We start from the raw sequence: 18,256 nt of genomic DNA, 5'->3' as shown, positions 1-18,256 counted from the left end.
AACAAAATACGTCAACAACTTTCTTTATAAAAACGTTTACATTCTTGTCACAAAGTTGTATAATTTTCGTCGAAGTTAATATTGACAGTCACGGAGAATCGGAGTATATGGCTATGAATCATAAAGAAGGGAACTTTTTTATATTTCATAGCCTTTTTGTATTCTCTCTGTCTTAAAACGCTTCCAATTAATTAGGGGAGGATTTTCATTTTATGTTTTTCACACAATTATTTAAACCTGCGCCCCACGCAGAACGCTTACCAGCTGATCGCACTGATAGCGAATACCGCAAATTGCGTTTGCAAGTATTCTTAGGCATCTTCATCGGTTATGCGGGTTACTACTTTGTTCGAAAAAACTTTTCACTCGCAATGCCATACTTAATCGAACAAGGCTTTAGTAAAGGGGAACTTGGGGTTATCCTTTCAGCAGTATCTATCGCTTACGGATTAAGTAAATTTCTTATGGGTATCGTATCCGATCGTTGTAATCCTCGCTACTTTTTAGCAGCTGGGCTATTTTTATCCGGTATCATTAATATTATTTTCGGCTCATTTTCTTTCATTACAACGAGCATTATACTTATGTTTGTACTTCAGTTTTTAAATGGATGGGTACAAGGTATGGGATGGCCTCCTTGTGGTCGTACGATGGTTCACTGGTTCTCCATTAGTGAACGTGGTACAAAAATGTCTATTTGGAACGTCGCTCATAATGTCGGCGGCGCGCTTATGCCTTCTCTCGTTACATTAGGCTTATATTTCTTTGCAAATGACTGGAAAAGTATATTTTACTTCCCAGGTATTCTTTCAATTTTGGTGGGGATTTATGTATTAATTACGATGAGAGATACACCTCAATCTTGCGGATTACCTTCTATTGAAGAACATACTGGGGAATATCCATCAGATGAAAAAGTAGCGGACCGTGAACGCGAACTTTCGGTAAAGGAAATTTTATTTACATACATATTAAACAATAAGTTTTTATGGTACATCGCTATCGCTAATGTCTTTGTTTATTTCGTTCGTTACGGCGTTGTAGACTGGGCTCCTACTTATTTAGTAGAAGAAAAAAGCTTTACTCACAGTAGCTCACGTACAGCTTATGCTCTATACGAATGGGCTGGTATTCCAGGTACACTTCTTTGCGGATGGATGAGTGATAAACTATTTAAAGGGCGCCGCGCACCTGCTGGCATTCTATTTATGGTCGGTGTATTCATTGCCGTTCTTATTTACTGGCTAAATCCTGCTGGGCATCCAATCATTGATAGTATCGCACTTGTTTCCATTGGATTTTTAATTTACGGACCTGTTATGCTAATTGGTCTTCACGCGCTTGACTTAGCACCCAAAAAAGCTGCTGGAACTGCCGCTGGGTTAACTGGGTTCTTCGGTTACCTAGGGGGAGCTACTTTTGCTAGCGCAGCTATGGGCTTTATTGTAGATGGATTCGGATGGAACGGCGGATTCATTTTGCTCCTTGCTTCTTGTGTGCTTGCAATGTTCTTCCTTGCTCTTACTTTAAATACAGGATCTGCTAAATCAAAAGAAGTTTAAACAAAATATAATGTGTAGAAAAATAAACATAAAAATAGCTCTTAGCATGTAAGTAAATGCTAAGAGCTATTTTTTATTTATCGTTCTTCTCTTGCTATTTATATTAATCATTTCCCTTCTATTCATGCGATTAAAACATTTGCTGAAACATCTTTATTAAAACAGCTAACATAACAGATCCAGCAAATCCACCTAAACAAATTAAACTTACCCCTTGGCTATAAGACAAATTTTGAAATGATTTCATACCTTCCATCCTCCCTATATCCCCATTGATATTCTTATTGTATCAATGGGAAAAATTTCATAACATCGATTTCGCTGACAGGTAACTTACAAATTTGTAAGTTAACATTTTTTTAAACTTATATATATTCTGTCCACATTCTCCCTCTTAATACATCAAAAAAGACCTCGAATTATATCAAGGTCCTGCTTACACTACAGAATATCTCACTTTATTTTATAATCATAACCGGGCATTTCACACGCTTTGCTATTTTATGACTTACACTACCAAGCACCATCTCTTGCAGTGTATTTAGCCCTCTACTCCCAGCAATAATAAGATCTATATCTCCTGTATTTACATATTGAACAATCGTATCTCCTGGATCGCCATGTAGAATCGTAATTTTGTAGGAAATGTTCTCTTTCTTTAATAAACCCTCAATCTCTTTTAATTTATCTTTTCGACTAGCTGATATTGTTTCTAAATCCGTTTGTCCTTGTATAATATCTGACTTTGCCGTTCTATTATCTACTACGTACACAACTTCAACATGTGTTTCTTCGTTAAATTTCGCAATATATGTTGCATGCTCGGCTGCTCGAAGTGCATGTTCAGAACCATCGCATGCTAATAAAATTTGTTTGTACATATGCTGAATCCCCTTTTCGTTATCCTACCCGTATTATATAATAAAGCCCCCTAAAAAGGAGGCTTCTAACTAGCAATTCTCTTATTATAAGTAGCTAAATTCGCAACGAGCTTCGAGCTACGTTCATTTAACCCTGTGATCCTTACTTTCACACCGTTCTGTTCATACTTCATTATAACTTTATCAATTGCCGCTACTGCTGAATCATCCCATACGTGTGCGTTAGTAAAGTTCATCTCAATTTCTTTCACATCTTCATTGTATGAAAAAGCATTTATATACTCTGCCGTAGATGCGAAGAATAGTTGGCCGTGAATTTCGTATATTTTCTTATTTTCAATATACAAATGTTTCACGTGAATCTTTGCCATATTGAATGCAAATAAAACTGCACTAATTATCGTTCCGATAATTACACCTAATCCTAAATTATGTGTAATTAGGACAATCACAACTGTTACGATCATAACAAATGCGTTTCCTTTTGGTACTTTATGAATCGTCGCTACAGAGTTCCAATCAAACGTCCCAATCGAAACCATAATCATAACTGCAACTAAAGCTGCCATCGGAATATGAACAACGTAATCACCTAAAACAAATAGCAATACGATTAAAAAACCACCGGCTACAAACGTCGATAATCTCCCGCGACCACCTGATTTAATGTTAATAACAGATTGTCCAATCATTGCACATCCTGCCATTCCTCCGAAGAAACCAGCAACAACGTTCGCAATCCCTTGTCCACGTGCCTCTTTATGCTTATTACTTTCCGTATGTGTCATATCGTCTAAAACCGACGCCGTTAATAATGACTCTAGTAAACCTATAACCGCTAGCATAACTGAATACGGTAAAATAATTGCTAATGTCTCAAGTGTAAATGGAACATCAGGAATACTAAAGAACGGTAATTCTTTCGGTAAGCTTCCCATATCCCCTACTGTTTTTAACTGTAATCCGCTCATAAGTGCAATGCTTGTCACAATAATAATTGAAATAAGTGTAGACGGAACAGCCGTCGTAATAAGTGGAAATAAATATATAATTGCAAGTCCTAATGCGACAAGTGCATACATTTGCCAAGTTACATTTTTAAAATGTGGCAGTTGTGCTGTAAAAACTAAAATTCCAAGTGCGTTTAAAAAACCACTCATAACAGATTTAGGAACAAACTTCATAAATGAGCTAAGTTTGAACACTCCGAAAATAATTTGAACAATACCTGTTAATATTGTCGTAGCAAATAAATATTGCAAACCATGATCCTTTACAAGAGTGACCATTAATAACGCCATCGCACCCGTTGCCGCCGAGATCATCCCTGGTCTTCCGCCGACAAACGAAATTGTAACCGCAATACAAAAAGCGGCGTATAACCCAACGGTCGGATCTACACCTGCAATAACAGAAAAAGCTATCGCTTCAGGAATTAATGCTAAAGCAACAACAACCCCCGATAGCACGTCCCCTCTCATATTTGAGAACCATTCATTTTTTATAGTTTGAAACAAAGTAACACTCCTCTACTCTTTTATCATTTGATTTTCTCCATAAGAAAATCAGGGCCGACTGCACGAAGGCTATTATATAACGAGCAAAGGATGTTGTGCTATGTAAAAGTTTCCTAAAGAAAAGACGCTACCTTAGCAGCGTCTTTTCTCATTTCATTAATGTCCACCGTGACCTTGACCACTTTCCTGAACAATTTCTAACCTCTCATCCAATATACCTTGTGTTTCAAATGAAATATCACTACTACTTCCTAATAGGAAACCATGGTTATATGGTCCAAGTGTTGGATCATCTTTAAACTTCGGCTGAATAGTAGCAAGGAAGTCATAAACTGGTTGTGAAGCTTTTCCTTCCTCAAGCAAAACAACAGGGGCATGTTTACCCATATGTGAAAACGGTGCTCCCGCAATTGCTAAGTCTGGTGTTTTGCTTGAAACAAATGACAAACCGTGACCTGGTTTTGTGAATCCCCAGCCAAATTTCGTTTTTTCATCTTTAAATTTCGCAAATGCAACCGAATTTTCTGTTGGAGTCTCCCCACTAATACGGGTCACTTTTCCGTATTTATTTAACTCTTTTTCTACTTCTTTCGAAACGATTTTTTCTGGTCCTAACACATATATATTTGCTTTATCTTTTCTCATCTTTAATGCCTCTATTGTCGCTTCTGGCACTTTATTTTTTTCAGTATATAGAAGAGGTTCTGGCATATGAGAAATCCAATTTACAGCTGGTGTTGTATATAAACGTCCTTCTTCTTCAGACGAACCGATAATAACGCTATTTGGATAATTCCCTGTTATATCGGCATATTCTTTATCAACATCTTTAGCAAATTTAGCTGGGTCCGTTTCTTTTATTTGCTTTACTTTATATTCTTTTAATTGCTCTAGGCTAGATGCCCCTATATCCCCCATCACCATAATTTGCGTTCCATCTTTCGTTCCGAGCGGATTTAATCGTTTTATTTCTTTTAACGTCATTTCGGGTACCTTTTCTTTTTCTATAAATAAAATCGGTCCGTTATTCGGGTGATGAATAAGATCCGCACTTGCAATACCTAATTGCCACTCGTTCACTGGCACTAAAATAATAGCGCCTGGCTGATTCTCTTTATGCGTTGCTGGCCATATCGTTTGCGAAGTTAATACTGCCATTTGCAGAGGATCATTTGTATTTAATCTCGTTACATTTTTTAAACTTGTCGTTAATAAATCATTCGATGCACCTTGATTCATTTCTTTCGGCGCAGTTACCTCCTGATTCATTTTCATTTCCTTTTGCTCTGTTTTCTTCTCTTCTGTAGATTCATGATTTTTATGATCTGTACTCGTTTGTCCGCATGCCGCAAGACCGACTGCTGCAATTATTGTTATCCCCAAAATTCGGATCATCTTTTTCACTATATCGCCTCCGTATTATTCGTTTTCGAGCCAATATTATTACCTAAAATGGAATTTCAACTTTACAATAACAAGCAATTCTGAAGAAATTATGCAGATGCATTATAATCTGCACCATTTCTTCATGATTTTGACTTACAATTTAAGTAATAACTACAAATGCGGAGGTACTCTATGATCGATATACTACTCGTAGATGATGAACCGAGAATGCTTGAATTATTAACGCTTTATCTTACTCCAATCGGATATAACTGCGTATGTGCAGTATCCGGAGAAGAAGCTATTTCACATATAGAAAATCGAAACTTCAAATTTGTTTTACTCGATATTATGATGCCAAAGATGGATGGGTGGGAAACTTGCAAAAGAATTCGATCATTTAGTAACGTTCCTATCATTATGGTAACTGCTCGTGATCAAACGGTAGATGTCGTTCAAGGGTTAAAACTTGGAGCAGATGATTACGTGACGAAACCATTCCACGAAGAGGAGCTCTTCGCAAGAATTGAAGCTGTTTTACGCCGAACCAATCAACATGCACAAATCCAATATCACGGCATTTTATGGGATGAGGCCAAGCATTTCATTTCTGTCCATAATGAAGAACTTCTTCTCACCCCAATCGAATTCTCTTTACTCGGATTATTTTTACGTCATGTGAACTACGTATTAAGCCGTGATCAGCTCATTGAACGAATTTGGGGATTAAATACAAATACAGAAGATAGAACAGTCGATTCACATATTCGTAATTTACGTGATAAATTACGAAAAGTAAATTTCCCCATTGATCACCATTTAAAAACTGTTTACGGAGTAGGATATCGATGGATTGATATTGAAAACTAAGGAGCAAAACGATGAAGCGAATTTCTATTCAACTCGGATTTTATTTTCTAATTGTTACACTTTTAATCGAAAGTGTTCTATTTGTCTTGCTCTATTATAGCCTTGTAAACAATAGAGTGAATGAAGAAATGACTGCTTTATTAAAGCGTGGAAATAGTCACCGAGATGTCCTTGAAAAATATTTTGACAGGCAAACAATCTCCCATGTTGCTTTAATGGAATCCGAAGCTGAAACAACTGTTATTATTACAAATGCAAATAAGGAAATACTAGCTAAATCCAATGAAATAAATACTACTATAAAAAAACATATTGAAGGAATGCAAACACGAACAGATCATGATGGAGCAATTATAGAGAATCATTGGAAAACATCTAATTATATATGTACAGTTAGCCCAATTGTAGTGGCAGGAAAAACGGAAGGCTATGTATATATGTTTCTCGGGACGGAATCAATCGAAGAAATGGTTAACGGGCTCACACGGCAATTCATTATCGCTGGAGTCATTACTTTCCTATTAACAGCCATCACCATTTTTCTATTATCACGTTTGTTAACAAAACCATTGTTACACATGAAACAAGCGACTGAAAAAATGAGTAAGGGCGATTTATCCGTTTCATTAACAACTACTCGAAATGACGAAATTGGTGAACTAGCACAATCTATCCAAACTCTCGCAAATGATTTACATTATATGAAAACGGAGCGAAGTGAATTTCTAGCAAGTGTTGCTCACGAATTACGAACACCATTAACGTACGTAAGAGGTTATGCTGACATTGCATTAAAAGAAAACACACCCCCAGAGCAACGTTTACGATACTTATCCATTATAAAAGACGAGTCTGATTATATTACAAACTTAGTCCAAGATTTATTTTCACTCGCTCAAATGGAAAAGCATAACTTTTTCATTCAAGTACAGGAAGTGCATTTACACACCTTCCTTACTCGCATCACTGAAAAAATAAATGTGATGTACGGAGAAAAACAAATTAAAGTTGTTTTCACATGTCCTTCCTCACTCTTAGTAAAGCTAGATGAGCAACGCTTTGAACAAGTTATGGCTAACATTTTAAATAACGCGTATAGACATTCAAAAGAACATTCTCATATAAATATTTCTGTTACAGAAGAACATAAACGTATTTCCATTACAATTGAAGATGAAGGCGAAGGTATTCCGCCTGAAGACCTCCCTCACATTTTCGATCGCTTTTACCGTGTTGATAAGGCGCGCTCTAGAGCTACAGGAGGCACTGGTTTAGGGCTCTCCATCGTAAAAGAAATCGTAGAACTACACGGCGGGAATATTACTGTCACAAGTGAAATTGATCACGGATCTTGCTTTACAATTTCATTGCCATCTATATAGAAACACGACTATCATCAATAGTCGTGTTTTCTTATCCTTTAGGACTTTACTTTATAATATAAATTTACGAATTGGCCAAAACGTTTCGTATCCGTTAAAGTTAAATTAATTTCTGGATTCTTTTCTTTAAATAACGGAACTCCAGAACCTAATATGTGAGGTGTAATCGTAACAACATATTCATCAATTAAATTATTCTTAAAGAACTCTCTCAGTAGACTCCCTCCACCGACCATCCATATTTTAGATCCTTCCTGCTCTTTCAACCTTTTTGTAAACTCTAATACATCTTCATTTACAAACTCTACATGTTCGTTTGAACCTTTTTCTGAATTAGAAAAAACATAACATTTTTTATCTAGGTACGGGAATGTTTCCGTATGCTCTACCACATAATCGTACGTTCTCTTTCCCATAATTATCGTATCAATTGTTTCGTACATTTCTGTATAACCGTTGTCTCCCTCACCTGCTGTTTCCATTAACCACTCTAAATCATCATCTTCTTTCGCGATAAATCCATCTAAGCTCGCTGCAATAAATAAAACAATTTCACGTGACATATCTTTTCCTCCTTACAGCTTCTATTGATAAAATCATCTTATAAGCACTATACTAACCATAAAACATGACAACTTATGTCATGTTAAAAAAGAAAAAGGTGATATCCTTGTCAAAAGCAAAACGTTTACTAGACATTCTTATATTTGCTTCTACGAAAAAAACATTTACAGCTCAAGAAATAGCTGATGAATTTAATATTTCCGTTCGTACGGTCCATAGATATATTTTAGATTTAAGTGATATGGGATTACCCATTTACGCTGAACAAGGTCGTAATGGAGGATATAAAGTATTAACAAGCAGCATGCTTCCCCCCATTTTATTTACCGAAGAAGAAGCGGTCTCCATCTTTTTTGCTTTCCAATCTTTAAGCTACTATCGTAACTTGCCTTTTAATACAGAAATCAATTCTGTTACTCATAAACTGTATAGCTCTCTACAAAATGATGCGAAAGCTAAAGTTGATAAAATACGTTCTTATATCGCTTTTTGGAATCCGAAGAGAACAATTGAGACAACTTTTTTAAACGAAGTATTAACAGCGGCTATTGAAAATAAAAACTTACACTTTCAATACGAGTCTAAATCGGGGATTAAAACAAAACATGTTCATCCTATCGGTGTATATGCTCACGACGGTTTATGGTATTTGCCATCCTATGACTTTAGTAGAAAAAAGGTATTACTGTATCGCGTCGATCGTATTCTTTCTATATTATCAACGGAAGAAAATGAAGATACATTCATAAATTTAGAAGAATGGTTTGCCTCTAACTCTGACGTAATAAACATTCCTACTCCGTTACATGTTTTATTAACGACAGAAGGCGTGCGCCAATGTAAAAGCGTTCCCTACCTTGAAGAGTTCGTTATAGTAAACGAAGATGGGACAGGATATATAAATACAACAATTGATAAAGGAGAAATCAACTTTATTACGCCTTTATTTTATAGACTTGGAAAAGATGCACAAGTTTTAGAACCGAAAGAATTAATAGATGGTTTACGTATACGTGCGAAAGAGATTTTAAATATGTATGAAGACTAAAAAGCGTAAGAAAATTCCTCTTACGCCTTTTCAGTATGGAGTATTTGCTCTATCGCTTCTTTTAACAATACCTGTGCCTCTTCAAAGCCATGACTCTGGTTCTCTCCCGGCTGCACCGTATAAAACTCAGCAAACGAACGCTCTTTATATCTCGGTACAATATGCATGTGATAATGAGTTAACTCGTTAAAGATTCCACCATTTTGACAAATTGTAATTCCGTCTGGTTTATATAATGCCTTAATCGCTTTTGCAATAAGCTTAGAAGCATCCATAATCGATTTCGCTACAACATCATCTAATTCGTCCACTTCTAAAACATGCTTCTTTGGCACAATTAAAGTATGTCCTGGGTAGAAAGGCGCATGGTCTAAAAAACAAGTTACATAATCATCTTCATACACTTTATATATAATTTCTTCTTCATTTGCTAATTTACAACCTAAACATTCCATCATGCTTCCCCCTCTGCCAAAAACATAAAAACGTGAGCGCCCTATTCTCACGTTTTTATGTTTCACTTTACTAATTCAATTGTTTCTGTAACTTTTATACTATCCTTTACCGATTGAACAATCGTGCAATTTTTCACTGCAAGTTGTAGCGCCTTGTCCAATTGTTCTTCTGTAATGTTTTGCGCTTTAATTTTATAGTGCAAATGAACACTTTCAACTGGTTTTGATAAAGCTTCACTTCTACCAATTTCAGTTTCAATTGTAAACGTATCGTATGTAATACGTTTCTTTTCTAAAATTGTTCGGAAGACAATTGCACTACATCCTGCGATAGAAGACACGAGTAATTGTAACGGTGAATATCCGTTTTCTTTTCCAATCGCTAATTGACCATACGATAAATCCGCCTGTATATCATCGTGTTTGATTGTTAGTTTCATTTGGTGTCTCCATCTCCACTTTCATCGGTTTCTGCCGTTTCTTATTTATATAATAATATATGTAGCAGAAAATGATAAATGGAATACCACAATATAACGCCATTCGTTGTTCTGGAATAAACGCTAAACTAATAACAACGATGCTATTTGTAATTAAAGCTAAAATTGGAACAAGCGGGTATAGTGGTGTTCTATACTTTAAGTCCTCTAATTTTCCTCCGCCTTTTAAATACTGACTTCTAAAGCGAAGTTGTGATAAAGCAATAATGATCCAACTTGAAACAGCCGATAAACCAGCTATAGATAATAAATACATATATACTGTATCTTCTGCAAGGAAACTTGTTAATAAAGATAACGCCGCTACAGCAATCGTTACGACTAACGCTGTAATCGGAATACCACGTTTATTTACTTTCTTGAAAGAAGCTGGTGCCATTCCTTCATTTGCAAGTGACCATAGTATACGCGTTGCTGCATATAACCCTGAGTTCGCTACAGATAGAAGAGCTGTAATAATAACGAAGTTCATAATATCAGCTGCATATGGAATACCGATTTTATCAAATACAACTACGAATGGGCTTTCAATTATCCCTGCTTCTTTCCAAGAAATTAACCCTACTAAAATTGTCATTGTTAAAATGAAGAATAACATAATGCGCCATACTGTATTACGAATCGCACGTGGAATTGTTTTTTCAGGATTCTGACTCTCTCCTGCTGCAATCCCGATTAACTCTGTTCCTTGGAAGGAAAAGTTAACTGTAATCATCGTAAGAAGCACTGCAGCTAGTCCATTTGGGAATAGCCCACCATCACTTACAAAGTTAGAGAAAAGAGGCGCTGCTTCTTTTCCATCGTATGGTAAGAATCCTAGTAATGCGCTACCACCAAGTAAAATGAATGCAATAATTGTAACTACTTTAATACTAGAGAACCAAAACTCTAATTCAGCATAACTCTTCGCTGATATTGCATTTGAAGCATATAAAATAACTCCGAATACGAGACACCATACCCAAACATCAACATTCGGAAACCATCTTTTCATCATTAAACCGATCGATGTTAATTCTAATCCTACTGTTACTGCCCATCCAATCCAGTATAGCCAACCGATCATAAATCCAGTTCCTGGTCCAATAAACTTCGTCGCATACTTTTGGAAAGATCCTGAAACTGGCATTGCTACCGTTAGCTCTCCAAGACAAAGCATTGTTAAATACATAATAAATCCGCCCACTAAATATGAAAGGATGGCTCCCCCTGGTCCAGCCTGATTAATGGTGTAACCTGAACCTAGAAAAAAACCAGTTCCGATTACACCACCTAGTGCGATCATAAATAAATGTCTACTCTTCATCGTACGATGTAATTGCTCATTCGTTGTTTGCTGCATCTTAATCCTCCCCCTACAAGTACCCCTATCTCTTTTTAAAATTTTCTGATAATAAAAATATACACGAAAGCGATTACAATTTCTATATAAAATTAAAACTTTTCTGATAAAACAATATAAAAATTCAAATATTAAGAGCTCGCAATACTAATTTGAGGAAAAAAAGGATTTATAAGGAAAAAACTCTTACATTTTTTTGTAAGAGTTAACGTATTTCTAATCTTCTAGATAAAATTGATAAACCGTAGTTTACAACAAAATACATACAGGCTGCTAGTATAAATGTCGGAATCATATAATTTACATTCTGCCCGCTAATAATTTGAGCATTATGCATAAGCTCTGGCAATGATATAACAACCGCTAATGACGTATCTTTTAACAATGAAATAAATTGACTAACAAGCGGGGGGACCATTCTTCTTAATGCTTGCGGCAAAATAATATGCCAAAGCGCTTGCACATACGTTAATCCAGAAGACCTTGCAGCCTCAATCTGCCCTTTTTCGATAGATAATAGACCGCTTCGAACAATTTCAGATATCATTGCCGCTTCAAATATTGTTAAAGCAACAATTGCAGCTGTTATAATTTCTAACTTCAATCCCGCTTCCGGAAGTGCAAAATACGTAAAAAATATAATTAAAAGTAGCGGTAAATTTCGAATGACTTCCACGATAAAGCCTAATGTTTGTGAGACGACAGGTATTTTCGTATAGCGCAATATTCCTATTACACTACCAATAATAAAGCTAAGTACAATTGCTATGAGCGCTACCTCTAACGTTATGAGTAATCCTTTTAATAAAAAGAGGATATGATCACCTGTTATCGCTCCTTTAAAATCCATTTATACCGCCTCCTTTGCCAAGCGTTTTTCTAAATAACGCACTAGCATACTTAGCGGAATTGTTAATACTAAATAAAACATCCCGACAAATATATATACATCAAACGTAACGAACGTCTTCGTTGAAATTAAGTCTCCTTGATACATTAAATCCGTTCCAGCAATAATTCCGAGTATTGAAGAGTTTTTTACTAAATTGAGAAATTGATTTCCTAGAGGAGGAATGACGATTTTCATCGCTTGAGGTAAGACGACATGATACATCGCTTGCGTATAAGTTAATCCTGAAGAACGTGCTGCTTCCATTTGACCTTTCGCGACTGATAAAATACCAGCACGAATTACTTCCGCAATAAAAGCCGCTGTATAAACTGTAAGTGCAACTGTCCCTGCTACAAAACCGTTGAAAGTAATTCCTATTACAGGCAAAGCAAAATAGAAAATGAATGCAATTAATACGAGTGGAATATTTCTAACAAACTCTACATAGGCAGAGCCAATCCAATTCAAAATACGAATAGGTGAAATTCGCATCACTGCCATAACAATTCCTAAAACAAAACTTCCTATTAGTGCAACTACACTGGACATAACCGTATATTTAAATCCTTCTAAATACATATCAATGTTATTCGTTAATATAGAAAAATCAGGCACATATTCTCCCCTCTTTCTTTACAAGAAGAGGATGAGTACTCTCATCCTCTCACTCTTACTATTTATCATGAGAAATAAAGTTTCATTTTACTTCTCTTGTTTTTGACCAATCCATTTTTCATACAATTTATCGTATTCTCCATTCGCTTTCATATCTTTTAATAAACTATTAATCTCTTTCGTTAAATCGTCTGCACCTTTTTGTACTGCAATTCCATACGGTTCATCCGTGAAAATTTTCCCTACAACTTCATAATTAGAATCTTGTTTTGCCATTCCGTAAAGAATCGCATTATCTGTAGTTAAAACATCGCCTTTACCTGCTTTTAACGCTGTAAATGCCTCACTATAATTCTCAAACTCTAATACTGTTGCTTCTGGTGATTTTTGGCGAATGTTATTTGTAGATGTTGATCCTTTTACAGCTAATACTTTAACGCCTTGTTTTATATCATCAATGCTCTTAATATTGCTTCCTTTTTTCACAAGTAACGATTGTCCTGCTTTAAAATATACATCTGAGAAATCTACTTCTTTTTTGCGTTCTTCCGTAATTGTCATTGTCGCAATAATTGCATCAATATCACCATTTTTCAGCATCGGAATACGTGTTTTAGACGTTACTTCTTTCAGCTCTAGTTTCTTTTCATCACCAAGAATTTTTTTCGCAAGTGCCTTCGCGATATCAATATCGAATCCCTCTACTTGCCCTGTTGAAGGGTTTTTCAATCCAAATAAATTCGTATCATTCTTCACTCCAACTACTAACTTCCCGCGCTTCTTAATTTGCTCAACAGCTCCGCCTTGCTTCGTATTCGTTTCTTTCGCCTCGTCTTTTTTCCCCCCGCACCCAGCAACAATAAACACGAATAAACATGAGAATACGATTAGGGTAAACAACTTTTTCATCTTAAGCATGAAATTCCTCCTTTAATGATTTAATACCCGGCTTAAAAATAGACGTGCTCTTTCTTGTTCAGGATTTGCAAAAAATTGTGATGGTGTTGTATCTTCGATAATTTGACCGTCATCCATAAATAAAATTCTATCTGCTACCTCATGTGCAAATCCCATCTCATGTGTGACGACGACCATCGTCATTCCTTCTTTAGCCAGCGCTTTCATAACATCAAGCACCTCTCCGATCATCTCTGGATCAAGAGCGGACGTAGGCTCATCAAATAGCATAATTTTCGGTTGCATCGCGAGCCCTCTAGCAATAGCTACCCTTTGCTGTTGACCTCCGGATAATTGATGAGGGTATACACCTGCCTTCTCCGAGATTCCTACTTTCTCTAAATAAACCATCGCTGTTTTTTCTGCTTCTTCTTTTGAAGTTTTATTTACTTTAATTGGTGCTAGTGTAATATTTTGCAGAACTGTTTTATGTGGGTATAAGTAAAAATGCTGGAAGACCATACCAATATTTCGGCGTAATTCATTCATATCTGCTTTTTTATTGTGTACATCTGTATTTTGTACGATTAACTCTCCATCAGTAATCGCCTCTAACTGATTTATACACCGAAGCAATGTACTTTTTCCTGATCCTGAAGGACCAACAACTACTACCACTTCACCTTTTTTCACTTGCACATTAATATTTTTCAAAACTTGGAAGTTACCATAATATTTATTTACATTACGAAACTCTATCACCATACTCCCCCCTCTCCTAAACAAAGCATGTACATTCTTTTTATATTCAAAAATAGGCAAAAAAATAACTTTCATCTTCATTTTGTCCATAAAAAAGAGCAAAGGGATTTCCCTTTGCTCCTTCATTTCTATTCTCTTAAGATACTTCTTCTTTCTTGTCTTTCCCGTATTCATGCTCCCAGAAATCAGCATTTTTAATTCCTAATTTCTGCGGATCGAATACTGGATCTTTTCCTTCTTTTTTCTGCTTTTCATAATCCTTTAATGCGATCAATGCCGGTTTTTGTAATAATAGAATCGCAATAATGTTAACCCATGCCATAATTCCTACACCAATATCTCCTAAAGCCCATGCTGTTTCTGCTGTTTTTACACAACCGTAGAATACAACTCCTAAGAATACAAACTTTAGTACGATAGACATCCAAGGACGGTCTTTATCACGATTTAAGTAAGCTATATTCGTTTCTGCAATGTAGTAATAAGCCATAATTGTTGTAAATGCGAAGAATAGTAAAGAGATTGCTACGAAACCGTTTCCAAATCCAGGGAAAACAGATTCTACTGCTGCCTGTGTATAACCAGGACCTGGCTGTGCACCATTTAATTTATTGACGATAAAGTTTTTTCCGCTTGCATCAAATACGTTATACATGCCTGTAATAATCATCATAAATGCTGTTGCTGAACAAACAAATAATGTATCAATGTAAACGGAAAATGCTTGTACTAACCCTTGTTTAGCTGGATGCGATACTTCAGCTGCTGCTGCTGCATGGGCCCCAGTTCCTTGCCCTGCTTCGTTTGAATAAATACCACGTTTTACACCCCAAGAAATTGCTAAACCAATAATCCCGCCAAAAGCTGCTTCTAATGCAAATGCACTTTTTAAAATTAACATGAAAGCGTCTGGTAATTTTTCAATATTCATAGCTACAATTACACAAGCTACTAAAATATAGCCAAGTGCCATAAACGGTACTACAACTTGCGCTACGTTAACAATTCGCTTAACTCCACCAAAAATAATAAGTGCTAATGCCGCTACTAATACCGCCCCGGATACAGAAGTATTAATACCAAAAGCTGTTTCTAGACTTACAGCAATACTATTCGCTTGAACACCTGGAAGCAGCATTCCTGTTGCAAGAATTGTCGCTGCAACGAATACTAAAGCGTACCATTTAACACCTAGTCCTTTTTCAATGTAATAAGCAGGTCCACCGCGGAATTGTCCTTGATGTTTCGTCTTATATATTTGTGCTAATGTAGATTCTACATAAGCCGATCCTGCTCCTAAAAAGGCCACCGCCCACATCCAAAAGACAGCTCCTGGACCACCAAAGGCAACAGCCGTTGCAACACCTGCAATATTTCCTGTTCCAACGCGCCCTGATAATGAAAGTGCTAAAGCTTGGAACGAAGAAACACCCGCATCCGATTTTTCCCCTTGAAATGTAAGTTTCACCATTTCTCCTACATGTCTTACTTGTAAAAATCTTGTTCGAATGGAGAAATATAGACCTACTCCTAAACATAAATAGACAAGTGCTGGACTCCAAACAATATTATTTATCCAACTTACGATAGCTTCCAACTTTCCCCCTCCTTCTTTATAAAGAATATTCAGAATATATATAAAATTATAAGTGTATACCGAATCTATAACAATATTATTTTAATAAAATAAACATATTTTTGTATAAAAAAACAAAGTATATATTTATTTTATATACTTTGTTCCCTTATCTCTGTATTATATATTCACTATTGCCTCTTGCTTTATAATTCTTTCATACAACTCATCTGATAACTTTTGAAAATCCTCTGGCATATCTTTCCCCTTAAATTTCTTTTGAATCGTACCGTATAGGCCTATATCACGTAACCGTAAAAATAACGGTAACGATTCATACCAACTATCCGCCAGCCTGTGCTCATATTCGTACCCCTTTCTTAACACTTGTAACTGTTTACGAGCAAATTTCGTCTTTTTCTCCAATGTCCACGGTGTAAAAAGAACAGAGTAATAAAGAACCATTGCCAAATCATGAATGAAGTAATTATAGGCAGCGTCATCAAAATCAAAGATTGTTAGCCCTTTTCCATCATAATGAAAGTTACCTGGATGAATATCACCATGCATAAGCCCGAATGTTTCTCTTTTAACCGGAAGAGCCTTTATTTCCTCCATTAATACAGTGGCAATCCCTTTCACCTTCTCATCTTCTAATCTATTAACAATGCTACTTTCATCCTCTTCCCACGTATCACGGTAGTCTGTTTTAGGATAATCCATTGTAAGGCGGTGCAGCTGTCCAATCGCTTTTCCCCACGCTTCAAAGTAAGCATCTCCCCAATAAGGCGATTCTTCTCCTTTTACTTGCTCACCTTGTGCATATGTAAATAAAGACGCAAAAAAGAAAGTGCCATCTTCCGCTCCAATTTCTTCTACAAGGTTTTGAGATATTGAATTACGAGGTCCCGCCACTTTTGCCCCATGCTCCGCAACATACCGTAAAAAATCTAGTTCGGCCTCTACCTCTTTTTTAGAACGATGAGAAGAATGGGTTAAGCGTAATACGTAACCTTCATTATTTTTACCCTTCGCCTTAAAAATATAATTTTCAAAATCACCAAGTGGCTTTTCTTCCACCGTTACATGATATACCTTTGCTGCTCTTGTTAAAATCTCTTTTGTAAAAACACGTTCTACCGCTATTTCCATTTGTATCCCTCCTATATATCTTCTTAATTCGACATAAATGTAAGAAGTACTGCTATGAAATTAAATAGTGCGTGTGCAATCATAGCCGATAAAATAGAATTTGTTTTTTCATATAACCACGCGAATACTACACCGCTTAAAAAATTCACCGGTAATGTGTTATATGTTGGAATATGAACAACGGTAAATATTATTGAACTTATAATCACCCCGCCCAATATGCCATATCTATCACGAAAAAACGTATAAAAAACACCTCGATATAAAATTTCTTCATAGATTGGTGATATAACTGCTGCTCCAATTACCGCGATACAGAACGCATATATTGATTTATCATTTTGGATCGTCTCCGTTTTACTATTTTCGAAAGAAATCCCCAGTTTCTCCATTATCATTAATACTCCAACACTCACTACAATCAAACAAATAACCGCTACAAATGTCCACCATAAATCTTTCCATGAAAGCTTCCGAATTCCAATATCTTTCCACGACAGTTTATATCTTTTTATGCAAAAAAGATAAACTACAAATGTAAATATCACTGCCATTATAAGTCCCATTAATACTCCAGCATATAATGAGTTCCCTAGTATTTTTAAAGCATAATCGTAAAAAAGAGATTCAATCATTACTGGTACAATCAGAAATACGAAAACAAATAAATATAAAATTTCTTTCCATCCCCACATACATTTTAAAGTCATCTACACCATCCCCCTATATCCTATTTTCTTTAGTATAAAAGATGACGTAACGTAACTTTCAAGCTACTTTTTTTAAAAGAATATAAGCATAATTTTTTCATAAAAAGCAAAAATTAACAGTGATAATTCAATTCTAAAAGGGTGG

General features: G+C 35.9%; 19 protein-coding genes. 4 read left to right on the top strand and 15 right to left on the bottom strand.

The window, feature by feature from the left end:
• Positions 1 to 212 precede the first annotated feature (212 nt).
• Positions 213 to 1,562, top strand: a complete 1,350-nt coding sequence (gene glpT, locus DET63_RS22585; RefSeq protein ID WP_113937910.1) for a glycerol-3-phosphate transporter — start codon at positions 213 to 215, stop codon at positions 1,560 to 1,562.
• A gap of 130 nt (positions 1,563 to 1,692) precedes the next feature.
• Here the strand turns inward: glpT and DET63_RS22580 are convergent, their stop codons facing one another.
• From DET63_RS22580 to DET63_RS22565, 4 genes are all read right to left on the bottom strand, one after another.
• Complete coding sequence (locus DET63_RS22580; protein WP_002125236.1) at positions 1,693 to 1,809, bottom strand: DUF4027 family protein; 117 nt, start codon at positions 1,807 to 1,809, stop codon at positions 1,693 to 1,695.
• A gap of 211 nt (positions 1,810 to 2,020) precedes the next feature.
• Positions 2,021 to 2,443 carry a universal stress protein gene (locus tag DET63_RS22575; RefSeq protein ID WP_002010593.1) on the bottom strand — a complete coding sequence of 141 codons (423 nt, stop codon included), beginning with the start codon at positions 2,441 to 2,443 and terminating at the stop codon, positions 2,021 to 2,023.
• A gap of 65 nt (positions 2,444 to 2,508) precedes the next feature.
• Entirely contained in the window at positions 2,509 to 3,960 is a 1,452-nt protein-coding gene (locus DET63_RS22570; RefSeq protein ID WP_113937909.1) for a SulP family inorganic anion transporter, read from the bottom strand.
• A gap of 156 nt (positions 3,961 to 4,116) precedes the next feature.
• A complete protein-coding gene (locus DET63_RS22565; protein WP_113937908.1) occupies positions 4,117 to 5,364 on the bottom strand; it encodes a cell wall-binding repeat-containing protein in 1,248 nt (415 codons plus the stop codon).
• Between the two features lie 174 nt (positions 5,365 to 5,538).
• On the opposite strand from DET63_RS22565, the gene DET63_RS22560 reads away from it, so the two are divergent.
• Together DET63_RS22560 and DET63_RS22555 are read left to right on the top strand one after the other, a co-directional pair.
• Positions 5,539 to 6,216, top strand: a complete 678-nt coding sequence (locus tag DET63_RS22560) for a response regulator transcription factor (protein WP_002029819.1) — start codon at positions 5,539 to 5,541, stop codon at positions 6,214 to 6,216.
• Positions 6,217 to 6,227: 11 nt separating this feature from the next.
• The gene (locus DET63_RS22555) at positions 6,228 to 7,598 is read left to right on the top strand and encodes a sensor histidine kinase (protein ID WP_098167713.1); all 1,371 of its coding nucleotides are present in this window, start codon (positions 6,228 to 6,230) and stop codon (positions 7,596 to 7,598) included.
• 38 nt (positions 7,599 to 7,636) lie between these two features.
• Here DET63_RS22555 and DET63_RS22550 read toward each other — a convergent pair whose 3' ends face one another.
• Entirely contained in the window at positions 7,637 to 8,161 is a 525-nt protein-coding gene (locus tag DET63_RS22550) for a dihydrofolate reductase family protein (protein ID WP_113937907.1), read from the bottom strand.
• Between the two features lie 65 nt (positions 8,162 to 8,226).
• Between DET63_RS22550 and DET63_RS22545 the strand changes: the two genes are divergently transcribed.
• Positions 8,227 to 9,210 carry a helix-turn-helix transcriptional regulator gene (locus tag DET63_RS22545; RefSeq protein ID WP_181777950.1) on the top strand — a complete coding sequence of 328 codons (984 nt, stop codon included), beginning with the start codon at positions 8,227 to 8,229 and terminating at the stop codon, positions 9,208 to 9,210.
• A gap of 20 nt (positions 9,211 to 9,230) precedes the next feature.
• On the opposite strand, the gene DET63_RS22540 is transcribed toward DET63_RS22545, so the two are convergent.
• From DET63_RS22540 to DET63_RS22495, 10 genes are all read right to left on the bottom strand, one after another.
• Entirely contained in the window at positions 9,231 to 9,665 is a 435-nt protein-coding gene (locus DET63_RS22540; protein WP_113937905.1) for an HIT family protein, read from the bottom strand.
• Between the two features lie 62 nt (positions 9,666 to 9,727).
• On the bottom strand, positions 9,728 to 10,105 hold the full coding sequence (locus tag DET63_RS22535) for an OsmC family protein (protein WP_000778855.1): 378 nt from the start codon (positions 10,103 to 10,105) through the stop codon (positions 9,728 to 9,730).
• Positions 10,080 to 11,507: an amino acid permease gene (locus DET63_RS22530; protein ID WP_002010506.1), complete on the bottom strand. Its 1,428-nt coding sequence runs from the start codon at positions 11,505 to 11,507 to the stop codon at positions 10,080 to 10,082. The genes DET63_RS22535 and DET63_RS22530 overlap by 26 nt, the downstream gene beginning before the upstream one ends.
• A gap of 205 nt (positions 11,508 to 11,712) precedes the next feature.
• The gene (locus DET63_RS22525) at positions 11,713 to 12,357 is read right to left on the bottom strand and encodes an amino acid ABC transporter permease (protein ID WP_113937904.1); all 645 of its coding nucleotides are present in this window, start codon (positions 12,355 to 12,357) and stop codon (positions 11,713 to 11,715) included.
• Positions 12,358 to 13,014, bottom strand: a complete 657-nt coding sequence (locus DET63_RS22520) for an amino acid ABC transporter permease (RefSeq protein WP_002090963.1) — start codon at positions 13,012 to 13,014, stop codon at positions 12,358 to 12,360.
• A gap of 87 nt (positions 13,015 to 13,101) precedes the next feature.
• Positions 13,102 to 13,932 (bottom strand): glutamine ABC transporter substrate-binding protein GlnH, encoded by an 831-nt coding sequence (gene glnH / locus DET63_RS22515; protein ID WP_002125212.1) that lies wholly within the window; start codon positions 13,930 to 13,932, stop codon positions 13,102 to 13,104.
• Positions 13,933 to 13,944: 12 nt separating this feature from the next.
• Positions 13,945 to 14,799, bottom strand: a complete 855-nt coding sequence (locus DET63_RS22510) for an amino acid ABC transporter ATP-binding protein (RefSeq protein WP_309473018.1) — start codon at positions 14,797 to 14,799, stop codon at positions 13,945 to 13,947.
• A 10-nt stretch (positions 14,800 to 14,809) separates the two neighbouring features.
• Entirely contained in the window at positions 14,810 to 16,270 is a 1,461-nt protein-coding gene (locus DET63_RS22505) for an alanine/glycine:cation symporter family protein (RefSeq protein WP_002010512.1), read from the bottom strand.
• Between the two features lie 159 nt (positions 16,271 to 16,429).
• Positions 16,430 to 17,401 carry a phosphotransferase enzyme family protein gene (locus DET63_RS22500; protein WP_113937902.1) on the bottom strand — a complete coding sequence of 324 codons (972 nt, stop codon included), beginning with the start codon at positions 17,399 to 17,401 and terminating at the stop codon, positions 16,430 to 16,432.
• A 23-nt stretch (positions 17,402 to 17,424) separates the two neighbouring features.
• Positions 17,425 to 18,111 carry a CPBP family intramembrane glutamic endopeptidase gene (locus DET63_RS22495; RefSeq protein ID WP_113937901.1) on the bottom strand — a complete coding sequence of 229 codons (687 nt, stop codon included), beginning with the start codon at positions 18,109 to 18,111 and terminating at the stop codon, positions 17,425 to 17,427.
• Positions 18,112 to 18,256: the final 145 nt, after the last annotated feature.

It is taken from the genome of Bacillus sp. DB-2 (genome assembly GCF_003315125.1).
Classification (GTDB): domain Bacteria; phylum Bacillota; class Bacilli; order Bacillales; family Bacillaceae_G; genus Bacillus_A; species Bacillus_A mycoides.
Note: the sequence above shows the minus strand (reverse complement) of the source record. Positions and strands in the feature narration are given on the sequence as shown.